This window comes from Vibrio sp. 1159 (assembly GCF_033340395.1).
Taxonomy (GTDB): Bacteria; Pseudomonadota; Gammaproteobacteria; order Enterobacterales; family Vibrionaceae; genus Vibrio; species Vibrio alginolyticus.
Genome location: NZ_JAWOWL010000007.1, coordinates 1 through 14,464, shown reverse-complemented (window position 1 = coordinate 14,464; position 14,464 = coordinate 1). Strand labels below are relative to the sequence as shown.

16 protein-coding genes are annotated in these 14,464 nt (G+C 39.6%); 9 read left to right on the top strand and 7 right to left on the bottom strand.

All coding sequences use genetic code 11. From position 1 onward, the window contains the following. A partial coding sequence (locus R7127_RS07665) for a hypothetical protein (protein WP_318148322.1) occupies window positions 1-949 on the top strand: 949 nt, incomplete at its 5' end. Between the two features lie 120 nt (window positions 950-1,069). After that, complete coding sequence (locus R7127_RS07660) at window positions 1,070-2,380, top strand: hypothetical protein (RefSeq protein WP_318148321.1); 1,311 nt, start codon at window positions 1,070-1,072, stop codon at window positions 2,378-2,380. A gap of 95 nt (window positions 2,381-2,475) precedes the next feature. On the opposite strand, the gene R7127_RS07655 is transcribed toward R7127_RS07660, so the two are convergent. Both R7127_RS07655 and R7127_RS07650 read right to left on the bottom strand, forming a co-directional pair. Continuing rightward, window positions 2,476-3,123 (bottom strand): hypothetical protein, encoded by a 648-nt coding sequence (locus R7127_RS07655; RefSeq protein WP_318148320.1) that lies wholly within the window; start codon window positions 3,121-3,123, stop codon window positions 2,476-2,478. 56 nt (window positions 3,124-3,179) lie between these two features. Then, window positions 3,180-4,064: a DNA replication terminus site-binding protein gene (locus R7127_RS07650; RefSeq protein WP_318148319.1), complete on the bottom strand. Its 885-nt coding sequence runs from the start codon at window positions 4,062-4,064 to the stop codon at window positions 3,180-3,182. 468 nt (window positions 4,065-4,532) lie between these two features. Here R7127_RS07650 and R7127_RS07645 point away from each other — a divergent pair, with 468 nt between their 5' ends. Then, a complete protein-coding gene (locus R7127_RS07645; RefSeq protein WP_318148318.1) occupies window positions 4,533-5,129 on the top strand; it encodes an OmpA family protein in 597 nt (198 codons plus the stop codon). A 24-nt stretch (window positions 5,130-5,153) separates the two neighbouring features. Here R7127_RS07645 and R7127_RS07640 read toward each other — a convergent pair whose 3' ends face one another. After that, a complete protein-coding gene (locus tag R7127_RS07640) occupies window positions 5,154-5,483 on the bottom strand; it encodes a hypothetical protein (RefSeq protein ID WP_318148317.1) in 330 nt (109 codons plus the stop codon). Between the two features lie 260 nt (window positions 5,484-5,743). Between R7127_RS07640 and R7127_RS07635 the strand changes: the two genes are divergently transcribed. Beyond that, complete coding sequence (locus tag R7127_RS07635) at window positions 5,744-6,193, top strand: hypothetical protein (protein WP_206954946.1); 450 nt, start codon at window positions 5,744-5,746, stop codon at window positions 6,191-6,193. A 50-nt stretch (window positions 6,194-6,243) separates the two neighbouring features. Here R7127_RS07635 and R7127_RS07630 read toward each other — a convergent pair whose 3' ends face one another. After that, the gene (locus tag R7127_RS07630; protein ID WP_206954948.1) at window positions 6,244-6,564 is read right to left on the bottom strand and encodes a hypothetical protein; all 321 of its coding nucleotides are present in this window, start codon (window positions 6,562-6,564) and stop codon (window positions 6,244-6,246) included. A gap of 313 nt (window positions 6,565-6,877) precedes the next feature. Between R7127_RS07630 and R7127_RS07625 the strand changes: the two genes are divergently transcribed. The 3 genes from R7127_RS07625 to R7127_RS07615 all read left to right on the top strand — a co-directional run bounded on the left by R7127_RS07625 (window position 6,878) and on the right by R7127_RS07615 (window position 9,102). Then, complete coding sequence (locus R7127_RS07625; RefSeq protein ID WP_318148316.1) at window positions 6,878-8,047, top strand: hypothetical protein; 1,170 nt, start codon at window positions 6,878-6,880, stop codon at window positions 8,045-8,047. A 65-nt stretch (window positions 8,048-8,112) separates the two neighbouring features. Continuing rightward, window positions 8,113-8,622, top strand: a complete 510-nt coding sequence (locus tag R7127_RS07620; RefSeq protein WP_318148315.1) for a hypothetical protein — start codon at window positions 8,113-8,115, stop codon at window positions 8,620-8,622. Window positions 8,623-8,784: 162 nt separating this feature from the next. Next, window positions 8,785-9,102, top strand: a complete 318-nt coding sequence (locus R7127_RS07615) for a hypothetical protein (RefSeq protein WP_318148314.1) — start codon at window positions 8,785-8,787, stop codon at window positions 9,100-9,102. Window positions 9,103-9,222: 120 nt separating this feature from the next. On the opposite strand, the gene R7127_RS07610 is transcribed toward R7127_RS07615, so the two are convergent. Beyond that, the gene (locus R7127_RS07610) at window positions 9,223-9,588 is read right to left on the bottom strand and encodes a hypothetical protein (RefSeq protein ID WP_206954955.1); all 366 of its coding nucleotides are present in this window, start codon (window positions 9,586-9,588) and stop codon (window positions 9,223-9,225) included. Window positions 9,589-9,774: 186 nt separating this feature from the next. Here R7127_RS07610 and R7127_RS07605 point away from each other — a divergent pair, with 186 nt between their 5' ends. Beyond that, the gene (locus R7127_RS07605; protein ID WP_318148313.1) at window positions 9,775-11,088 is read left to right on the top strand and encodes an EAL domain-containing protein; all 1,314 of its coding nucleotides are present in this window, start codon (window positions 9,775-9,777) and stop codon (window positions 11,086-11,088) included. 109 nt (window positions 11,089-11,197) lie between these two features. Here the strand turns inward: R7127_RS07605 and R7127_RS07600 are convergent, their stop codons facing one another. Continuing rightward, entirely contained in the window at window positions 11,198-11,737 is a 540-nt protein-coding gene (locus R7127_RS07600; RefSeq protein ID WP_318148312.1) for a histidine phosphatase family protein, read from the bottom strand. 184 nt (window positions 11,738-11,921) lie between these two features. After that, window positions 11,922-12,416: a HEPN domain-containing protein gene (locus tag R7127_RS07595; protein WP_318148311.1), complete on the bottom strand. Its 495-nt coding sequence runs from the start codon at window positions 12,414-12,416 to the stop codon at window positions 11,922-11,924. Between the two features lie 85 nt (window positions 12,417-12,501). Here R7127_RS07595 and R7127_RS07590 point away from each other — a divergent pair, with 85 nt between their 5' ends. Further along, the gene (locus tag R7127_RS07590; RefSeq protein ID WP_318148310.1) at window positions 12,502-13,530 is read left to right on the top strand and encodes an IS630 family transposase; all 1,029 of its coding nucleotides are present in this window, start codon (window positions 12,502-12,504) and stop codon (window positions 13,528-13,530) included. The last annotated feature ends 934 nt before the right edge of the window (window positions 13,531-14,464 follow it).

Here is a 14,464-nt window from a genome sequence, read left to right as displayed (position 1 = left end):
TGGTGATCGTTCTACTGAAAATTCACAAAACGGTAGTGGTCCAGTTCAGCAACGTTCAGAGACAGCGCCAACGACTAACGGTGGTAATGCAGCTGCCGACAATGGGAATGCTGAGCCGACTCAAAGCAATGATTCTGTGCCAGCGGCAAATAACATTCAGCAGGCTCAAGGATCGGAAGCTGGGTTAATGACCAAAGGTGATAATGCGCCTGTTGCTGCTAGTGGCTCACCGCAGGGACCGGGTGGCGAAACTGAATCACCTTCAAATGGTGATCGTGCTACTGAAAATTCACAAAATGGTAGTACTCCAGTTCAGCAACGTTCAGAGTCAGCGCCAACGACTAACGGTGGTAATGCAGCTGCCGACAATGGGAATGCTGAGCCAACTCAAAGCAATGATTCTGTGACAGAGGCAAATAACATTCAGCAGACTCAAGGATCGGAAGCTGGGTTAATGACCAAAGGTGATAATGCGCCTGTAGCTGCTAGTGTCTCACAGCAGGGGGCGGGTGGTGAAACTGCACCATCCTCAAATGGTGAACGTGCTACTGCAAATACACAAAACGGTAGTGCACCAGTTCAGCAACGCTCAGAGACTTCGCCAACGGTTATGGGTGATAATTCAGCTTCGGCTGATGATAGTAGCACTACACCAGCTGAAAATAATTCACCTGACCAAGGTTCTGAATCTGCATTATCAATTGATTCTAAAACTGTTTCCGGAACAAATGGTGTACCAGATAGAATCGATGTTTCGGATGACGGTTTTAAGGAACTAATGAGTGCATCCGATGGTAGTAAAGTAGAAATGAATGGAGAAGAGTTTACAAAAATCTCTAGTGGTTCTAACAACGGTATAGATTCCGTAGAGTTAGAAAATGTTCAAACTGGAGAGAGGCATTACCTATACAGCAGTGATGGCATGGGTAAAAACTTATCCATAGAGTAATTAACTAAAATGAAATGTTAAAAGCCAGAGCAACACTTGCTCTGGTTTTTTTTCGATCAACCTATTGCGGAAGGGTGGAAGTGTGTTCTCATATTGGTATGTAGAAACAGGAATTTAGATATGAAAAAGGTTGTTCTAATTTCAGCACTTTTGATCTGTTCACCAGTCTTGTACGGGCAAGAGATACCATTTACTGGTACAGGTGTTTATGAGCTCGGAGAGTTTGATTCCATCAACTCAGCAAAATCATTAGCAGAACAAAAAGCATTAGAAAGCGTTGGCCAGCAGGTTACTGAACGGGTGTTATCTGTGAAGCGCATGGACAGTAATGGGTATTTGAGTCGTGCGAGTTGGCTACTAAATGGCGCGACCGTTAGCTCTAAGCGAACGGATGAATCTGTGGGTGTGTGTAATAGTGGCGAAGGTATGTGTGCAACCGTATCGGTGGAGTCGGTTATTGATACCGAACTGGCAGATAAAGCGCTTAGACAAATGTACCTAGATAAAAAGGTTCAGCAAGTTCTTGAGAAATTGATAGACGACGACCAACAATTCGAATCTTACATACAGAGTGGTGACCACGTTGACATTGCAAAATTGAAAGAGCGCCAAAGCAAGCGTGATTCGATAGTTGAAATGATTGGCCGTTTACCAGTAAGAAAAACTACTGTTAGTGTAGACACGAAATATCTGGAGCTTCTACTTAGTGAAAACGCAAAAGCTGATTTGAAAGAGGTTAGCCAAGCGAATAAGCAAACAACGTACAAAGCTATGCTCAGTAAACTTAAAGAGAATGTTGCCTATGAGATAGTCAAACAGGTACCAATACAAAACAGTGATGGCACTAGTGGCGTTCGTCTTACTCTGAGAGTTCTCGTTGAAGGTTCAGAAGATCTGGTTAGATGGGTCACAAAAGAACTTGGTGTTGTAAACGGCCAATGGAAGGATTATCCAGACAAGCGTGTTATATCTGGAACTGAAAACTACACATACTATCCGGGAACTGGTGTGGCAGGCATTACAGACGCGATCACAGTAACCCTATCCAACAATGAAGCAAGAGTTCCGGGTAAGTACTTGATTGGCTATGGCGTTGATAAGGTAAGGTATAACAAAGTTTCAGATAAGGTTGATGGTAGACTTGACCCAGAGAAATTAAAAATCCTAAAGGCGCTATCTAAGTATCGAGTATGTTCCGACCTGTCTTTGTCGGGGTATGAAGCGGGTAATTTATGTGTCGCAGGTGGTGCGGATAACAGCAAAGATAAAAATATATCGCCAGTATGGGATAAAACGACACCTTACGTATGGTTTACAAAGGACGAATCTGAGTTCAATTTATATGTTCCCTTAACTAACGAACGGCTGCAAGTTAGTAAAGCTATGAGAAAATTAAGTTTGAACTATACGAGTTACGTAACTTCAGATTAAGGGGGCAGGTCACAAGATCTGTTCATAAGGCAATCAAAAAGCCACCGAGCAATGTCGGTGGCTTTTTTTGTTTATAGCAGTATATTGACTAAATCTTATTTTCTGAGGCGTGAGTAACCAAGGAAATCTGGCCAACTTGTCCATTCATTGCTTTGGTCGTAAAACTTGTCTGGGTTGCACGGTACTACTGCTAGTTTGTCGAGGTTATTACGGCGACCTTCGCGGAATTCTAGGTAGCTTTTAAAGCCATAACCACGAACTAGTTCTTTCGCATCTTCAAATGGAAGATAGATTGATTTTTTTGGACATAACAACTCGGAGAATTTTACTTCATATTTTTTATCTGGAGCAGAAGGTATAAAGTCAGGTCGTTCACCTGATTTAGATATTTCACGGAACTGTGTCACTGTATAAACTTTGTTGTCGGCAAACCACTTTTTACATTCTTCGAAATCACAGAATTCATCTTTTAATATTTGTGTTGCTTTGGTGGCAGTACCTAAGAAGCTTGGCCAGCTAACCCATTGGTCTCTGCGGCCAAAGTATTTTGATGGGTCACCAGGGATGTTGCGAGGACGCGGAGTTCCGCCTTTACGAACATTATGGAAGCCAAACCATTCACGCATACTTTTTATGTTGTTTTTATGAGCGTACTTTTGCACTTCTTCGTAAGAAAGCATGTCCTCTGGGGTCGCCAAAGTGTCGCTATCTCTCTTTTCAACTTTACTAATTTCTTTATTCATATTCGTCACACTTCTTTTCTTCGAAGAGCAGGCTAGGGTCTTCGTATATTGGGACATTACTGCCTCTTAAGGTAGAGGTGCAGCCGTTTTATAATTGGCTTACCGCCAATCTTCGAATCTGATCTTACACATCGTCTAAGCGACGCGTTGTAATCCATCAAAGGACTGATGGATACTGGTCGATTTTGTACAATGATTATGGGGAGATGAGCACTCAGTTGAGGCATAACCTCACAATCAGTATTTACGGCTGCACTTACCCTTGCTGGACGTTTGATACGTAACTCCGAACCAGCAGGTAAACGCTGTATATCGGTAACTTCGCCGCTAAGAATCGATTCCCACTCTTTGGGGTTTGATCCTTTTGGTGGATGAGGTATTTGCTTTTTTATCATTGCAATAACTTCATCCTTGGTTGTTTTGTACGTAACAAACTTGTTTGTCCAGAAAAAGCCCATGTAGCTAATGTTTTCTACAACATACAAATTTCTGTATAGCTGTTTGGTAATCAGTCCAGGAAAAAGCGAATGAACTAGGTCATGCCTTTTCTTGGGGCCGTCTATCTTTTGCACTTCGGACTTGAACAAAGCCTTGTGCTTATTTATGAGGCCTATAATTTTTTTTATGTTGCGGTTAGGGTCCCTAATTTGAATGTACCCTGGTAGCCTATACGCAACTTTGGTCGAGATACCTTCATCCCCATACAACTTTCGGTATGACCGAATACCTTCATAAAACGCTATTTCGTCTTTCAAGGTTTCGACGGGGATCTCAGTAACGTTGACATGTTCTATAGTTTTTGGAACTGGTGGTAACTTAAATACTTCAGCTGCAATGAGATCAGATGTACCTATGGAATCCCTCAACTCGTTTAAGAGTTCATTTATGATTTCCATCTGATTTGAAAGTTCTAGTTTGATCTTTAAATCGGCATCTGTCATTAACATACCTTTCCATCAACTACTAATTCTAAAACTAATGTTTATGTTTTACACACTTTCCGTTTAAATTGTAACCGTACAATATAGCAATTTAATAATTTTCCTGTCTCACTTATGAGATATTCCACCTAAGTTACTAAAACTATTATCAAATGAAATTGATTACTAATATCTAAATACTGCATGTAGTAGCGATACGAACAGATTTTAATTATCAGCAAAATCTCATACGGTTGCAATACAGTGTTAGGTCAAATCAATGTAAATATTAAGCGTTTTACAGTATTTTTACTGTGAAAAATTGGTTAACATTTAATAATGAAAACGTAGTAATACCATAAAGCTATGAATTTATTGTTAAAATATGTTTCCAAGTCGATTTCTTTCAAAAAAGTTTTCACCTTCAATGAATGGCGTTAAAATGTATTGGTGAATTTTTGGAGATCGAGGTAAACGTTCGAAATGAGGATGGTAAATACAAGCTTATTGATAAGCTTCATCTTATCAACATCTGGTTGTAGCTTGCTTCAAACTACACCGGTTGAGACCAAACAAGAATCAATGAGTTCTTTTGATAAACCGGCGAGTTCAGAGCAGGTGTTTATTGCTAATCAACAGAACTACATGAAAGAGAAGATCGCTAAAAATCAAGCAGCAAAAATGACTAGGACTCAGCAAATCGAACTTGCCGTTGAAGCCGCGGTGAGTGATAGAGTTGAGCCAATTCTATTATCACAACCTTCCCAACATACTATCTATTTTATTTATGGCTCACCATTAGTCGAAGACAAGTGGAATGAACAGCTCAAGCAACACGTGAATTACTTGTCATCTGACAAAAGTATCCGTTTGCTGGTAGCAGGGTTCACCGACTCAAAGGGTTCTGCAGACTTCAATCTGAAACTTGGACAATTACGAGCAAATAATGTTTGCCAAAAACTTGAATCTTTCGGTGCCAGGAAAGAGCAAATGACTTGTGTGAGTTACGGTGAGACGCATCCAGCAGATCCTGGGCTATCCGTGGAGTCAAGAGCGAGAAACCGAAGAGTAGAACTCTTATATTAATATCTGAGAAGGCGCAACGCGCCTTCAATGGTTGGGAGTAGAAAATAGCGGCATTATTAGCCTCGACTTACATAAACGATGGACTTCTTCCACGACGTTATGCCCATGTTCAGTTACCGTGATAGCGTTTGATGTTTCGTCACGAGTCAAGTAACTGGCATCTAATAATCTAGCTATGATGGACTTACCAAAATGAGCATCCTCATTATGGCTTGCAAACATAGCCAATTCTTCCTCGGTAACATGAGAATTTTCATTTAGGAAGGCTAATGTCATATATTCCTTTAGTGTCATATTCCCTGCACTTAGACGACGGTCTAGTGCACTAATTGCTTCAAGCCAAGCAGAAGTCATATTTACCCCTAATACATCAATTTTAATAACTAGCGTTTTGAAATTGCAATCATATGACAACATACTTCTGTTGTCATTGATTTGATTATCCCTATACGTATCTAATGCAGGTCGTTTCCCGTCAAATCACGTAGTTACTAGCTATCGGGTAAGGATGGATGCTGTAAAATTCATCGTTAAATTGGATTTTATTTCATTGAGAGTTAAATGCTTTGTACTTTTTGGTATTATGACCACGAATTCAATATGTGGCGTTAATCATGTTTGTGGTTACGTCAAGACGGGGCAGTGAAGTGAAATTGTTCATAGACATCAAATTGATAGCCTTAGGTCTAGCCATTGGCTGGCTAAGCAAAGAAGCCGTTAGCAATGTATCACAGAATTATGCGGTTTATCGATTTTTGGATCGTGAGCTAAGTTGGTCAATTTTAAAGCCTAATTCTATGCAAAACTGGGCGACAAGGGACGCCCGCATAGTGCTTACTCCCAAGCCTGATGAAAAGGGCAATAATTCATGTCTGTATGTGTTGCCGGTGAAACCTGAATATTCAGTTGTTTCTAAATTGGAAGATGGAACTAAGCTTTGTTGTAGCATCTCTGAAAGTTCAGTATTCATCCCATATCGAGAGACAGCAGAAGCTACAGAATACTATTGCGGCACTTATCCTAATCAACAAGTTGTACGTGTTCTAAAAACCTACCCTAAGTAAATTCACATTAGGGTAGGAACAAATACTTTGAAACTAACCTTGAGACACAATCATGTATTCAGATTGTTTTGTAGTTGTGGTTCTTTTGGATGAATAATCACGACTGAAGGATGCTTGTCTTTTATGCCTGTAAGTGTTTGAACTGCATTATCTAAACTATCGGTCATGCCCGGCCAAAAACCTATTTCTACTTCTTGCTTGTTTTTCTTTGCAATAAGTTCGATGTAAAAATAGCAAAGGGTAGATAATGCTACTCGGAATCCACGAATAGCGGCGACAATCTCATACCCATCTTGTTGTGCGTCCATTAGACGATCTTCAATAGCCAATGGAGGCATCTCCTGTTCTGGTTTTTCAAGTGTTTGCTTCATATTAACTTTTCTTATTCTCTATACACGAGTTCGGTGCATGTATTGTGCTACAGCGTGCTTATGGTTTTGTACAAAAACACATTGTGACGGCTACTAAACAGTATCCATTTTAGGGTTATTATCATGCTATTTTTTTATAGTTGTGATGATTATTCCATGCGATGTAAGGGCATTAATCCGCCGCTTCAACTCGAAATGCGGATAATCAATAATTTACCAAATAGCGTTAATGCCACAGTCAATTTAACCATGTAGCTATTAAAAATAACAAAACGCTTTATAATGATTACGAAGTAGTCAATGGGGCTTTTGTATGTTAAATAGACTTAACCAGTACTTGTCTGAAAAGTTTTACTCAACGTTCAAGTTAACCAACAGTTCGTTGTTTCATGGTTTACGCCCGATCGAGAAAAATGATGGTAAATCTTGCACACTAGTATGTCCGTCTTGTTGGAGTAATGATGCATTCCATTACTTTGGCACAGGTAGTATTAGCTGTAATAACTGTCATGAACATACGAGCCTGGTGAGTGCATTAGGTATGCTTAATGAATGTACCGAAATAGACGCAGCTAAAAATCTATTACAGAGTTCATGTTTAGCATTACCACCAGCAATTTTTGGAGCAGGGGGTGAGAAAGGTTCTAGTGCAGACAAAGCCAGTGACAAACATGCAACCGTTACGACTAGGTGGTTGCTGGAACAGCTAAAGCTATGGTTGAAAGCCAATGAAGAAGCTGTTGAATCTCTAGTGATGAGTGGTTGGGATAAGGAACTATTATTTAAAGCACCACTTGGCTATCTACCTTCGGGTAGTGCTATTCAAAGTGTCGTGAGAGAAAGGCTACCTATTTCTCTTTATAAATCAGCACGTTCGGTTAATAAAGGGATTGTCGTTCCTTGGGTGCTTCCTAATAACGATGTCTTCCTATGGGGATATAGAGACAGTTTGCAGTTGGGCGAGCCCGTCAATGAAAAATCCATTAGGCCTCCCACTCCATGCCATATGAATCACCCAATTAACATAAAGTCGGACTGGCTAGTCGTGGTTGCCGATCCGATACTTGCTAGTTTATTGCTTGCCAGGCGTATACCGGCATGTGCGATTGGTGATTCAACATTGAGTGAGTTTAGTTGTAAAGGTCTCAAGGGTGTAAATAAAACTATTTATATCGTTGCTGAGAAGGAATCAATGACTGTTAGTCATGTACTTGCCCATGTTCCAAATGCTCATGTCGTTGATGAAGTTAAGCCGATCGCTTTTGGACCGTATCACGGCGCGTATTATCGACGATTTAATAAGTGGCCAGTATCGAGGTTTAAAAAAGTCGAACCAGTTTACCCAACCCCTGCCCTGAGTAATGAACAAATAATCGCAATGTTATCAACACTTATAGATAACGAGATGTCTTTTGTTGAAGCTGTGGATGTACTTAAAATAAAAACGGGAAAAACTGTCGAAATAACGCCTATAAAGAGGTAAGTATTGCGCATCGAGCTGGCTCTCAGATACTGAATTAAACGAACGAAAGAGAGAAATACTAAAGAATGTTAGAAAAGCTTAACGACAATCAAATGCTTGCCGTCGCTGTGGTATCGCACTTTTTTCATCATCAAGACCCAATGTCATTGATTGCCAACTCTGATACGTCTGATGGTGTTGCCCGGTTGAGGTTCTGGATAGATACCCATAATGCACGTATCACGAGCACGCCGATAAATAAACAGGTTGGCGAGTTACTGAAGTCACCACGAATAGAATTGCCCCATGTAGAGGTACCAATTCATTTCCTTTCTAAGAAGAGTGATATGACCATGCCTGATGGTCGACGTAGTTTTGTCCATTCAGTTTTGAATCACCTTATTACCGCACAATGGTCATTAGATTTTGAACTTGACGCATTGGGGCTAACATCAGTCGATTGCAATAATCTAAGGTCGAAGTTGAGTACTCCGAAAGTAACACCACATGGAACTGAGTGCGCTCAGCAAGTGTTGGATAAAGTGATCATGCCTGTGCTGGTGGAGGACATGCCAGCAACACACCAAATGCATTAGGATTTAATAGTGTTAATACTTCCATTTCACACAAAGATTAATGACAAGGAAATATTTGGTTTTAGCGCATCAGTCGCTTCTAAAGCATTCCTAGTTCTCTCGGCCTTTTTAGGTTTCGTTTGTCTTAGTAGTGCATACCACTCGTTGTTGTATGGATACTCCATGCCGAACTGGGCAATACCAATTTTTTTATTGTCAATTATTCCATTTGGATACCGGAAACACATTGGCATTGATACAGGTAAAATTCATTTAGTGAGCCAAACTCGCATCTTCGGTCTAAAAATAACAGAAAATCTACAGGTATCTCGTTTTCCCTTCACTGAATTTAAGCTCGTTGATACAGGGGCCGTTGATCATCAATTTTACTTTGTAATTAGAAATCTAGAATTAAATAAGTCTGTGTTTTATTGCAAATTAAAGCCAAGTAAAAAGAATGAGATAGAAACTAAAGTAGCTTGTTTTCTAGGTTTAAAATAAGAAAGACATTTAAGATAAATAGAAAAGGTCTGTTGGCAGCATACAGAGGTGATGCTGCCATTTTTGTCGGATAGGTTCTCTTTCAAAATCTAGTGGGGCTTGTACCTCAAATGAATTTTATTAACCAACCAAAACACACAGAGAATCATCTAAAATTACTTCATCAATGAGGAAAACGGATTGCTTATCACCAGTTGCAACCGTCTCGACTTTCATCTCATACGAACTGACCACATTTCCATTCTGTAACTTTTCATGAGCTCTTTCTTGTCCAGATACTTCAACAGCGCTTAAACTTGCGCCTCTATCTTCTGATGCAAACTGCACAGCTATTTTTCGTGTGTCATCGATGTTTGGACCTAACTCCACGCAATAAACAGTTGTATCAACAGGAGTGCTTGATAGCCAATCGGGTAATTGACTGGCTCTCACTTGAGTAGATGTCAATGCTACACATACCAGCATTGTTTTAAGAATTCTGTTCATGTTCCTAACTCTCAGTTTTAGATTGAGGTTAAAACTCAATGATTTTAGTATCAGATGAGTTTTAATAACGTAAACTTTTCTCTGTTATACATTGTCTTTGAATATCTTCAAGAGTAAAGTCTTACGCTCTTAAAAATCTTTGTATATAATCTAAACTGTACGTTGTTTACTTACGAGCAGATTTCAATGATTGAAGGCGAGACAAAGATTTTGGATAACAGCAATCAACGCATATATAACTATAACGCGGAATCTACAATACTTAGTTGCCCGGTCAAGAAAGTGTTGGCTCGCCGTGAGTTTTTCAGTGAAATAGAATTACTGATCTCTTTCAAGCAAAGACTTTTTCTACTCGCAGTTAAAGTAAGTAACCAGGATCAGCTAAACGAAGAATTTGGTTATATCGAAACAGAAAAACAGATAGAACTCGTACAGCCTTGGATTATCGAAATCGTAAGTCAAACGATAGCTACAAGCAATTTCATAGTTTCAAAAGTCGAATCCGACACCTTCTTTATCTCCTTATATGCTGATGTCCAAAGAGAGAACATTTCCCAAATCATTGATCACTTGCTACAAACTGAAATTAGTAAGGGCCGTAAAACGGCCCATACGCCACCATCACTTATCAAATTAACTGCTGGTCTAGGGGTTTACCCTGAGAGTGGAGACACTCTAAATCAGTTAATAAATAGCACAGAGGCTTCACTGGCAAAGTTTACTACCTCGAGAAAACTTGGTGGAGATTTAACGAATCATGCAATGGCTTTCTCTCTTTACGACATTAAACGCGCTATCAGTCAGGACCAGTTTCAACTCTGGTATCAGCCAAAGGTTGATTTAAAATCCGGTAAAACAGTAGGTGTAGAAGCACTAATTCGCTGGAATCACCCAGAACTCGGTGTTTTATTGCCGCCTTATTTTCTTAATTGGGTCAACATGTATGGGCTAATGGGTGAGTTGAATAGTTGGATCATTGATACTGGTTTTGCAAAATGTCTCGAGTTCTTAGATTCAGGCAATGAGATTACCGTGGCAATGAATTTAGATGCTTCTTGCTTACTAGATAAGAACAGCCTTTTGAGTATCCAGAATGCCCAAAAGAAATATGGTGTACCACCCCATTTAATCGAGTTTGAAATTGTTGAAACGGTCGGAGTCAGAAAAGGTGACAAGGGTTTAGAGGTCCTTTCTGCCTTAAAAGCTCGTGGATACCAAATATCTATCGATGACTTCGGTACAGGAATGAGCAATATCGCCTATTTACTTTATATGCCCGCAAATATCGTGAAACTTGACCAAATGTTCTGTAATAACATCAACGATGAGAAAATGGTCGTACTAACAAAAGCGGCCATTGAGATGGCAGGCATCGTTAATATGACTGTAGTCGCAGAAGGCATTGAAACCAAAGAACAACTTGAAGCAATGGTCTCGCTAGGGTGCGATATCGGACAAGGCTACTACTTTGGCAGACCATCACCAGACTATTCATTATAAACATCTGAACGCTTGAACTCATGTAGTCAATATGGTCAGTAAGTTGAATCAGAGTCTTTAACATCGATGTGATATCTATAGGCCTGCGATAAATTAGTAGGCTTTAACTTTAACCCAATTTGTCCAACGTTATCGAACGATAGCCCCCGCAGCCAATGCCAACGTCTTGATAACCTGCCAAACTTTCAAATACATTGAAATGAGAAACAACGATTATCTTAGAGTAATTCGTGTAACGAGATAACACATTTACAGCACGATCTTTCAGTTCTACCCAAGACTCGTAGGGAACATTATTGAGTTCTGAATTATTCCTCAGTGAGTCACGATATTCATGCCAACGGCGGTCCCTTTCTTGAAGTTCTACATAGCCACCTTTCAAGTCAGCCCGCCATTCACGAAGGTCATGTTCCACAAAAATATCCAAGCAGAGATTACGATTGATAATTTCTGCTGTTTGGAGAGCCCTCGTATAGGGTGAAGATATTATTACTTCTGCTCCCTCAGCTTGAATCTCTTTTGCAACAGAATGCAATTGATGTATGTGTTCTCGATGTAAAGGTGCATAGTCTTTTTCAAGCTGGCTCATTTTGCGCTTGTCAGCTAACGAGTAATCAGGCTCACCATGCCTCACAAATACGATATCCATTCGTCTCCAAATCTCCGTTTTTACCGGATAGAACTAAAGTAACGTCGAGTGTTTTGAAACGCTGCAACTTCACCAAACTCATTGTGTGACAATCACAAAAGCCGTTTCACACAAAATACCAAGAATTGATAACTGACTTAAACGCTTCGTAAGTGTTTATAAAAACAAAGGTATTACTGAAATCCTACGTATTAGCTATAACATCTATGTCCTGAATGAAAGATTTTAATAATTTAAGACGGTTAAGTAAGTCACCGGCATCTTCTTTTCCCACTTCTAGTAAAGAGTAAGAGTCATACTTTTGAAAAAACGACGGATACCTAAGGTTATTGTGGAGAAAGTTATATTTAGTTATCCCTAAAACATGTTCTTTCAACTGGTGATTAATCTGAGACTTAACAGTTTCGTTTGAGCTAATAACCTCAAGCAAGAAACTGACCGCATCCTCCACCGAGTGACTTCTGTTTCGTTCTCTAAAATACGAGTTATTAGCGTCAACTAAAGTGAATATCTTGGCTCTAATCACTTTTTCCATTGCCTGAAGAGTGTAGTAACAAGATTGCCTGTAAGCACCGTTCTCGTATAAGATTATTGCTGCGTTTTCATCCGAAACAGATAACTGTTGATATGACAAAGAAGCATTAACTTTATGCTTAAACCTACCAATATTATTTTGCATTTAACCCTCCTAAATGGTTTAACACTATACCCGTGATCATTGAAGATGCTTGATTTGTCCTTAAAGCAGGATCATGCTACGCACCATGAAAATAATACTGACTCCTCAACAGAAACAACAACTCGAAGTGATGCACGATTCAACTCGTGATGGTCGAGTGCGTGACCGCATCAAAGCGGTTTTACTTGCGTCTGAAGGCTGGAGTCAAACGATGATTTCTCAAGCGCTTCGTATTCATGAATCGACCGTTGCTCGTCATCTCAGTGACTATGTCCTCTCTGAAAAACTTAAGCCTGAAAATGGTGGTAGCCAGAGCCGACTTTCTGCTGAGCAAACCATGCAGCTTATCGAACATTTATCTGAGAAGACGTACTTTCATACCCATCAAATAGTCGCTTATGTGAAAGCCGAGTTTGGTATTCGCTATACCGTTGCAGGCATGAACAAATGGCTACATCATCACGGCTTTTCATATAAGAAGCCGAAAGGTGTACCGCACAAGTTTAATCCAGAGATGCAGCAAGCCTTTATCGAATACTACAACGAGACGCTAAGAAACAGCGAAGACCCTGTGTTATTTATGGATGCCGTTCATCCTACGCAGTCAACAAAACTCAGTTATGGCTGGATACGTAAAGGCCAAGACAAAGTGATTGAGACAACAGGCAGTCGAACTCGTCTTAATATTATCGGTGCGTTACCGCTTCAAAATATTGGCGCAACGGTGACAGACACGTATGACACGATAAACAGCGAGAGCATTGTTCGCTTCTTCTGGAAGCTCAAAAAGGAGCATTATCCGTCGGAGCAAAAAGTTCACCTAGTGCTTGATGGTGCCGCCTATCATCAGTCAGAGTTGGTGAAAAATGCGGCAAAAGTGCTCAATATCGAGCTTCATTACTTACCGCCTTACAGTCCAAATTTAAATCCAATAGAGCGGCTTTGGAAAGTGATGAATGAGCATGTGAGGAACAATATTTACTTCTCCTCCAAGCCAGAATTTACTTCAGCCATCAAAGAGTTTTTCGATGTAACGTTACCAGAAGTTGCAGGTACACTCGTATCCAGAATTACGGATAATTTTCAGATATTGAAACCTGTATCTTCAAGTTGAACGGGTATATACCATATATTCGATAACTTACTGATTAATAAACTCAAAAAAACTGTCTCTGCACTCCAGAATACTCTCTTGTTCTTGAAACACCTCGAAGGATCGCAGAGTTACGTTTACTAAAAAAAATTGAGTTCATCCAAACAGTTTGGATTTGTGAAAAATCGACTGTAACCATTTGTTATTTATATGGATAATGTAATTTAATCCTGGTTCACTATTTTCACTTTTATAGCGATAAAATGTGGAGTGCGAACTAATGTTGATACTTAAGCAATGGCAAAGGTCATACTCGATTGCTCGCTATGAAATGGCCATTATTGGTCAAGTATGAAAAACGATAAGACAATTTTTTAGTAAACCTGTAGTAACGGAAATTATTGAGCTAAGATTTTGTGATAACTCAACTTTTTTAGTAACTGGTTTATTGTATGGAAGAATTTATTGAACGATTAAAGTCATTTCATTTCATGTCATACCTATCATACGTAATCAGTGTTTTAGTGATTTTTGATGTAGACCCTAATATCAGTGTTCTATGGGCTCTGTTCAAAGGTGGGTTGTTAACATTTTGGATTCACTTGATGGGGTATATCTTTGGTGGACTGTTTTTTTTGGTGGTGCTTTCGGGAATCCATGATGGCTTCGGGCATTTCTTTTCTAAAAAAATTGAGTGGATGGTCCCGTTGTTTGGTCTGATGATGGCCCTAACCTTTATTTATCGATGACACTTCCTAAGCAATTAGCACTTCACTTTTTCACTATCAAACTAATTTTTTCAAGACTGTAACTTATAAAATTAACACTGTTTATATTTTGTAGGTTTATATATACCCCCTAAATGGTCACGTACATTTTGTAGTGGTACGGTGAATTTGGCCACCTGATTAGAGGTGTTAAGATACACCTCATAGCATGACAGGTGAAACTATGA

Coding starts and splice junctions, on each gene's coding strand:
- R7127_RS07600 (WP_318148312.1), bottom strand. CDS start 11,737: ATGGATATCGTATTTGTGAGGCATGGTGAGCCTGATTACTCGTTAGCT.
- R7127_RS07645 (WP_318148318.1), top strand. CDS start 4,533: ATGGTAAATACAAGCTTATTGATAAGCTTCATCTTATCAACATCTGGT.
- R7127_RS07615 (WP_318148314.1), top strand. CDS start 8,785: ATGCCGAACTGGGCAATACCAATTTTTTTATTGTCAATTATTCCATTT.
- R7127_RS07630 (WP_206954948.1), bottom strand. CDS start 6,564: ATGAAGCAAACACTTGAAAAACCAGAACAGGAGATGCCTCCATTGGCT.
- R7127_RS07610 (WP_206954955.1), bottom strand. CDS start 9,588: ATGAACAGAATTCTTAAAACAATGCTGGTATGTGTAGCATTGACATCT.
- R7127_RS07620 (WP_318148315.1), top strand. CDS start 8,113: ATGTTAGAAAAGCTTAACGACAATCAAATGCTTGCCGTCGCTGTGGTA.
- R7127_RS07625 (WP_318148316.1), top strand. CDS start 6,878: ATGTTAAATAGACTTAACCAGTACTTGTCTGAAAAGTTTTACTCAACG.
- R7127_RS07635 (WP_206954946.1), top strand. CDS start 5,744: ATGTTTGTGGTTACGTCAAGACGGGGCAGTGAAGTGAAATTGTTCATA.
- R7127_RS07655 (WP_318148320.1), bottom strand. CDS start 3,123: ATGAATAAAGAAATTAGTAAAGTTGAAAAGAGAGATAGCGACACTTTG.
- R7127_RS07640 (WP_318148317.1), bottom strand. CDS start 5,483: ATGACTTCTGCTTGGCTTGAAGCAATTAGTGCACTAGACCGTCGTCTA.
- R7127_RS07650 (WP_318148319.1), bottom strand. CDS start 4,064: ATGACAGATGCCGATTTAAAGATCAAACTAGAACTTTCAAATCAGATG.
- R7127_RS07595 (WP_318148311.1), bottom strand. CDS start 12,416: ATGCAAAATAATATTGGTAGGTTTAAGCATAAAGTTAATGCTTCTTTG.
- R7127_RS07590 (WP_318148310.1), top strand. CDS start 12,502: ATGAAAATAATACTGACTCCTCAACAGAAACAACAACTCGAAGTGATG.
- R7127_RS07660 (WP_318148321.1), top strand. CDS start 1,070: ATGAAAAAGGTTGTTCTAATTTCAGCACTTTTGATCTGTTCACCAGTC.
- R7127_RS07605 (WP_318148313.1), top strand. CDS start 9,775: ATGATTGAAGGCGAGACAAAGATTTTGGATAACAGCAATCAACGCATA.